4 protein-coding genes are annotated in these 6,791 nt (G+C 68.8%); 3 read left to right on the top strand and 1 reads right to left on the bottom strand.

Annotation, left to right across the window (positions count from 1 at the left end):
- Positions 1–2,362: leucine-rich repeat protein (locus tag OXN85_05605; protein MCY3599425.1), on the bottom strand; the 2,362-nt coding region annotated here is incomplete at its 3' end.
- Positions 2,363–3,118: 756 nt separating this feature from the next.
- On the opposite strand from OXN85_05605, the gene OXN85_05600 reads away from it, so the two are divergent.
- The 3 genes from OXN85_05600 to OXN85_05590 form a co-directional block, all read left to right on the top strand.
- The gene (locus OXN85_05600; protein MCY3599424.1) at positions 3,119–4,054 is read left to right on the top strand and encodes a hypothetical protein; all 936 of its coding nucleotides are present in this window, start codon (positions 3,119–3,121) and stop codon (positions 4,052–4,054) included.
- 304 nt (positions 4,055–4,358) lie between these two features.
- On the top strand, positions 4,359–6,380 hold the full coding sequence (locus OXN85_05595) for a TraM recognition domain-containing protein (GenBank protein ID MCY3599423.1): 2,022 nt from the start codon (positions 4,359–4,361) through the stop codon (positions 6,378–6,380).
- Between the two features lie 128 nt (positions 6,381–6,508).
- Positions 6,509–6,791, top strand: a 283-nt coding sequence (locus OXN85_05590) for a hypothetical protein (protein MCY3599422.1), incomplete at its 3' end; no start/stop codon positions are given.

Below are 6,791 nucleotides of genomic sequence, written 5' to 3'. Positions count from 1 at the left end.
CGATCGGCACGTCCGGCAGGTCGCCGACCACCACCTCCTCCCAGCGGTCGGCCGCCCGGCGCATCGCCGCTTTCTGCTCGTCGGTGAACCCGGGCTCGAAGATCAAATTGATGTTGAACCGGTTCGGGTCGACCAGGGGCGCCACCTGCACCGCCACCCGCTGGCTGGCCGCCAGCCCTTCGGGATCGGCCGCCGTCACCACGAGCGCCGCTTCGCCCTCGCCCTTGGGCTTCATCCAAAGCACTGCGCCCTCGATCCGTTCCTCGATTACCGTTCCGTCGCTCGTCTCGACCGCGTAGGACAGCGAGTCGCCGTCGGGATCGGAAAAGTAGGGACCGAGCGGCAGCGGCTCGGACGCGCCGCCGGCCTGAAGCCAGTAACCCGGAACCGACTCGCGGTACACCGGCGAGCGGTTGTCCGAGGCGGCGAACAGGACCATCTGACCGCCCGGCACCACCGCAAGGCCATCGTAGCGCGGCGGCAGCCCGGGTGGCTGGCCGAAGCTGACGTGCACCGCTCCCGCGCCGCCGGACGGCGGCCCGATCGCCAGCGGCGCGCTCGCCGTGTCACCGGCCGCCACCTCGAACCACGCATCGGACGCCGTGCCGCCCTGCACAGACACCGGAATCCGGAAGCCGAACGGAGCCCCGTCCGGCACTCGCATCGCCACCAGCGCCGGGCCGGGGGCCAACGCGTCGTCCGCGTCCGTTCGCGCGAACTCGATCGCGACCGGGAACGGCGTGCCGGGGTTGTGGGTGCCCAGGAATCGTTGGAACCGATCCATGCCCGCGAAGGTGCCCGGCGGCAGTGCTTCGAGACGGTTGCTCCCCACATCCAGATACTCAAGACGCCGCAGCGCGCTGAACACTCCCGGCCTCAGATGGGGCAAGTAGGTGCCGCTCACGTCCAGTTCCCTAAGGGCTACCAGCCGGTCGAATACGCCCGGCGGCAAATCGTACAGCGGGTTGGTGGAAAGGTTCAGAATCTCCAGCCGCTCCAAATCGTCGAACACGCCTGGCCGGAGCGGAGACAGGCCGGTAGCCCAGAGATTCAGGCTGGTCAGTTGCGACAGGCCGTCGAAGATGCCGGGCGGCAACTCGCCCAACTGGTTGCGACCAACCGACCCGTACAGGCTCAGGTGTTGAAGGTTCTCCAGACCCGCGAAGATGCCCGGTGGAAGACCGGACAGCCGGTTCTCATGCAGGTCAAGGATCTCCAGCGCCTCCAGATCGCTGAAGACCGCCGGTGGCAACGCCATCAGTTCATTGTCGCCCAGCCTCAAGGATCGCAACTGCGTCAGGCCCCCAAATGCCCCGGGGGGCAGTGACGCTAATTCGTTGCCGCTCAGATTCAAGCCCAGCAGTTGCGCCAAGCGGTCGAAGACGCCTGGCGGCAACGCCGTCAGCCGATTCTGATGCAGCCACAGGTTCTGCAAGTTCCCGAGGCCCGCGAAGATGTCGGGCGGCAGCCCCGTCAGCCGATTGTAGTGCAGCCAAAGGCTCGTCAAGTCCCCGAGGCCCGCGAGGATGTCGGGCGGCAGTGCCGTCAGGTGGTTCCGGTCCAATCCGAGCGACTGGAGGCTCGAAAGCCCGGCGAAGTCACCGCTCCTTAGGCCGGTGATGCCGCGCCTGCCTAGATCGAGGCGTTCTATTGCCGCCAGATGCTCATCCGTCACCCCCGCGCAGTCCGGTGCCCCCACCCGCCTCACCAACTCCTCGGCTACCTCCGGCGTCCGCGCGCACACCCCCACGTCCGGCAGCGCCAGCGCCTTGATCTCCGCGCGCGCACCTCCGGCCACCGACGCGACAAGCGTCTGGGAGCCCAGCTTCCCGCCCAGCGTCCACTCCGTCCACGCCATTCCCGCGCTGTCGCTCAGCACCTCCGCCGGGTTCGCCTTGCCGCCGTGAGCCGATGCGTCGAACCGCACCATTCTCGCCACCGAAACCGGCGTGCCGCTAGCATCCAAAAGCCGCACGCCCACCGGCTCCCATAGCGGTATCCCGACGACCGCCTCTTGGCCGTCGCCGACCGTCTCCAAGGCCACGGCGGCCTGGTCCACAAGCACAAGCGCTTGGCTCCACTGCCTGGCCCGCTCTACCAGCAGCCCCGCCGTGCCGTTGGTGCGCGCCGTCACCACGCCGTCCGTGTCCACCACGAACACCGTCGTGTCGCGGCTGCTCCACCGCACGGCACCCGATTCCGGCCCGCCGCCGCCCCGAACCGAGAACGCGAACCGCTCACCGATGTGCGTCAGGGTCGCGGAGTCCGGCACGATTCTCAGCGACGGTTCCGGCTCCATCACCGGATCAGAATCGCACGACCCCAGCGCCGCCAAGAACAGTGCCGCGGCTGCCGTCGGCATCCGATCGAACCGCCTCGCGCCTTCCTGTTCCGCCAAGCGCGGAAGCGAGCGGAGATCAGGTTTGCCTCCGCTCGCGTCGGCTGCGGGAATCCTCGTCCGCATCGTCCTCAAGTACTTGGGTTGCAGGGAGTCGCCTGGGGCGTTCGTCGCGACCTCAGGGATACGAAAGATGCTCACCCGAAGCTCATCGAGCAAACTTGGCGCGACGGGGTCCAAGTTCACGATCCCCGCGCACGGCAGTTCGTGATGCCGGAACGGCACCGTCGATGAAGCGCGGCCGAGGCGGCTTGTGCGCGCAGCGGACGGGGGTCTTCAACCAAGCCGCTGGCAGCGGTGTCCGACAGCTCGGATCCCTCCCTGGAACGCCTTGGAACGCCTTGGACTGTAGGATCTTTCCTACAACTTGACTTTCCCGAGAACGTTCCTCCACCGTTCGGGCATGGAGAAGGCCGAAAACACGGGTTCGACGAGCAGACAGGGCCACCCCTCCGCAGGGAGGCAAGAAGCTCGCGCCAAGCCGTCACTGGCGATGGTTTGCCGAACCCCGATCCGGCAACCCGTTATCCCGTAGTGACGTGGGAAATAGCCCATTCCCCACTCCCTTGCGCGGCTTGCCGATACCGTGTTCGGGTTCACCTGCATGAAGATCGTAACCACGCAGTTCGAGGTCCCGCCGAGGAGCGTCCCCCGGTGTCGGTGCATTCGCGGTCGCGGCGGTTCCCCGAGCCATGAAGGCTCGGAAAAGGTGAGCCGACGATGATCGCTCATCTGAAGGGACGCGAGCGGGCACTGGAACCCTTCGGCCTGACGGGCCGCCGTGCCGAGTGGATCGCGCTGGCGAGCCTGCACGGCGGCGTGTTCACGCGCGCGCAGCTTTCGGACTGGCTCGGGGCCAGCCGCTTCAAGGTGCTACGGCTCGTGCAGGCCCTGACGGAGCGGCGGCTGGTGACCGAGGAGACGGTCGGGGGCCTGAAGGTCTGCCGCGTCTGCGCGCGCGGCGTCTACCGGGCGCTCGGTGCCGAGGATGTCCGCTTTCGGAGGATCACCTCGACCGGGGTGGCCGTTCGCCGCCTGCTCTCGTTCGACTACGTCATCGAGCATCCGGGCCTGCCCTGGTTGCCGACCGAGTCCGAGAAGGTGGGCGCGTTCCAGGCGCTCGGCATCGACCGCTCCCTGATGCCCGTCCGGGTCTACCGGGGCGCGGTGGGGGGCGCGCGGCGCTACTTCCCGCGCGGGATGCCCGTGGCGCTGGACTCCCGCCGCGCCGTGTTCGTGCACGCCGATCCCGGCTACGACACCTCGACGGCGCTCCACTCGTGGCGGCACCGCCACCGGAGGCTCTGGGAGGCGCTGAGGGAGGATGGCTTGTCGGTCGAGGCCGTCGGGGTCGCGTGCGCCCCGAGACCGCTTGACCGGGCGCGGACGATCCTTGGGAACTGGACCAATGCGGACACGGCTCCGCGTCCCGCGCATCCGCCTGGGACCGTCGCCGCGGCGCGGCGCGAGGTCGCGCGCATCGAGGGCGCCATCCTCGGCATGGACGACGAGGCGGTTGCGGACATGGGCGGCTTTCAGGCCTGCCTCCGCCGGATCGCCGAGATGCGGAAGCTGCTCCGGTCGGCGCGTCCCGGGGGCACGATCGACGCCCATTCGGTGTGGCGGTCGAGCCGGCTTTCGGGGGTCCGGATTTGAGCGCCGTTCGGGGGAGCCCGTTGCCGATCCGTAGGTGTGAAAACGACATCGAGGTGCTTGTGCAGGGAAATCGCGCCCGACCGTGCGGAACGCGGGTTCCGCAAGCCGCCGGACGGCTTGGGGTTGGGCCACGGCCCGCGGATCGCCGGTGCCGATCCGCCTCTCCGGGCCGTGGACGGGAGCGACCCGGCCCTTCGGTATGCCCGGTGCGGCATAGGGGCGGTTCGGCATGTGCAGGCCCATGCCGCCCGCCCCGCCGGGTCGCTCCCGTACCAACGATCCCTCCGGGAAGGGTGTTTCGCCGATGAAGAACTCGACCGTCGCCGTCATCGGAGCCGCCATCGGAACGGCGGGCGCCCACGCGCTCGAACTGCCGTTCCCAGGCCCCGGCGACAACCTCTATCTCGACCTGATCGCCCAGAACGATCCGGCCATCCACACCGCGATCCGCCTGTGGTACTACGCCGCGCCCGGCGTCGCGGTCATCCTTGCGGGCTCGGTCGTTCTCTCCGCCTGGCGGGTCTGGTTCCAGCCCCTCTTCAGGTTCCGGCGGCGCGGCAGGCTGCCCGAGTGGCCCACGTCGCCGAAGGACGACGCGCCCTCGGTGGTGATCGGCGAGACGCACCATCCGACCGTGGCGAGAGAGAGCGACCGGCCCTCCTGGCTCGTCGTCCCCGAGAAGGGGCTCTACACCGGCACGCTCATCGTGGGTGCGGTCGGCACCGGCAAGACCAGCGGCTGCATGTATCCCTTCGCCCGGCAGCTTCTCTCGTGGCGGGCGGACGATCCGCGCAAGCGCGCGGGCGCGCTCGTGCTCGAAGTCAAAGGGGACTTCTGCCATCAGGTTCGGAGGATCCTCGACGATGCCGGACGGGGCGACGACTACATGGAGATCGGGCTCGGCGGCTCGCTCCAATGGAACCCGCTCGACGACCCGCTCCTCGACTCCTACTCGCTGGCCTACGGCGTCGCGTCCCTCATCAACCAGCTCTTCGGCAAGAGCCGTGAACCGTTTTGGCAACAGGCGTACACGAACCTCGTCCGGTGGATCATCGAGCTTCACCGGCTCCTGCCGGGCGGCTGGGTCACGCTCCGGGACATCTACCGCTGCACCGTGGACGCGGAGCTCCTTGGGCGGAGGATCGGCGAGGCCCGGAAGCTGGCCGACCGGCTACGTCCGCTCCGCGCCGTCATCTCGCAAGAGGACATGATCGCCCACCCGCAGGCGTTGGAGAAGTGGGCGTGGGAACGCGTGCCCGGCACCGGCAACGTGGGGTGCCGCCTCGTCCCGGAACTCGAATCCCGCCTCGACGAACTCGGCGTCGGCTACGAGACGGAAGAGGCCGGAGGAGGTGCGGGCCGGGAGGTCATCGAACAGGTCGAGGCCATCGCGCGGTGGTACGACAAGGACTGGATGGCGCTGGACGCCAAGCTCCGCACCTCGATCGTCGAGGGCATCAGTGTGTTTCTATCGCTCTTCGACCAGCCGGACGTGGCCGGAGTGTTCTGCCCCCCGCCACCCACCGAATCCGCACCCACCGAGAACCGCGATGCCAGCAGCAACGGCCAACCCGTGCCGGGCTTGCGCCGGAGGCTGCCGCCGCTCGCACAGCTGATCGACGAAGGCAAGATCCTCGCCCTGAACATGCCCGCCGGAGCGAATCCGGCGCTTGCCCGCGCCATCGGCGTTCTGCTCAAGAACGCTTGGATGCAGGCGCTGCTCCGCCGTCCGGCCGAGGCCGCGCGCCGTCCCGGCCGCTACATGCGGCCCGCCGTGTTCATTTGCGACGAGTACCAAGCGTTTGCAACCGTGGGCCAGGACGACCCTTCGGGCGACGAGAAGGCGTTCGCGCTCACGCGGCAGTGCCGGTGCATCCCCATCGTCGCCACGCAGTCGCTCTCCTCGCTCCGCTCGGTGCTTCCTTCCGGGGAGGCATGGCGCACACTCGTCCAGACCCTCCGCACCCGGATCTTCCTGTCCCTGTCCGACGAAGCGTCGGCCCGGATCGCGTCGGAGATGTGCGGCAGCGTCATGAAGACGCGGGCATCCTACACGTTCACCGAGACCACGGGCAGGCCCGAGTTCTCGCTCCTGTCGGGCCGCGCCGGGGGCGGACGCGGCACCATCGGCGCCAGCAAATCGTTCCGCCGGCAGAGGGAGCCGGTGTTCACGCCGCGCGAGTTCTCGCTCTTGGCCAACCACCAAGCCATCTGCCTCCCCTACGACGGCGTGAAGTCGCTTCCGGCCACCCGCGTCTACCTGAAGCCCAACTACCTGCCCAGGGAGACGGGCTACTGGCGGCTCCGCGAGAAGGGCCGGATATGAGGCCCGCGACGAACCCGCCCGCTGGGGCGCGAGCCGGTCGGGCGATAGCGACTGGCGGACGAGCCGCTTCCCCGCGAGCTTTCGGGCAGGCGGATCGTGCAGTCCATCGAATCGAGAGGAATCGAACGATGGCACGCACGAAACGAGACCGGCGCTCTTACAGCGCCGGAGAATGGGGCCGGAACCGGGTCCGGGTCTTTCCGGATCCGAAGACCGGCCTGCTTCAGATCGAGTGGCGGGAGAACGGGCGCAGACTGAGCCGGTCCCTGAAGCACCGGGATTGGGCTCGCGCGAAGCGGCAGGCCGACGAGGCCGCCGCGGGCTTCGCGGTCCGCGAGCCCAACGGCAAGGCCGAAGCCGAGCCCGAGCCGCTCACCTTGGAGCGGCTTTTTGAAATGTACGGTGACGAGG

It is taken from the genome of Candidatus Palauibacter australiensis (assembly GCA_026705295.1).
Taxonomy (GTDB): Bacteria; Gemmatimonadota; Gemmatimonadetes; order Palauibacterales; family Palauibacteraceae; genus Palauibacter; species Palauibacter australiensis.
This window is presented reverse-complemented; position numbering and strand designations above follow the sequence as displayed.

What these genes read in the sequence shown, in the direction of transcription:
- OXN85_05600 (MCY3599424.1), top strand. Translation starts at nt 3,119, where the DNA reads ATGATCGCTCATCTGAAGGGACGCGAGCGGGCACTGGAACCCTTCGGC.
- OXN85_05595 (MCY3599423.1), top strand. Translation starts at nt 4,359, where the DNA reads ATGAAGAACTCGACCGTCGCCGTCATCGGAGCCGCCATCGGAACGGCG.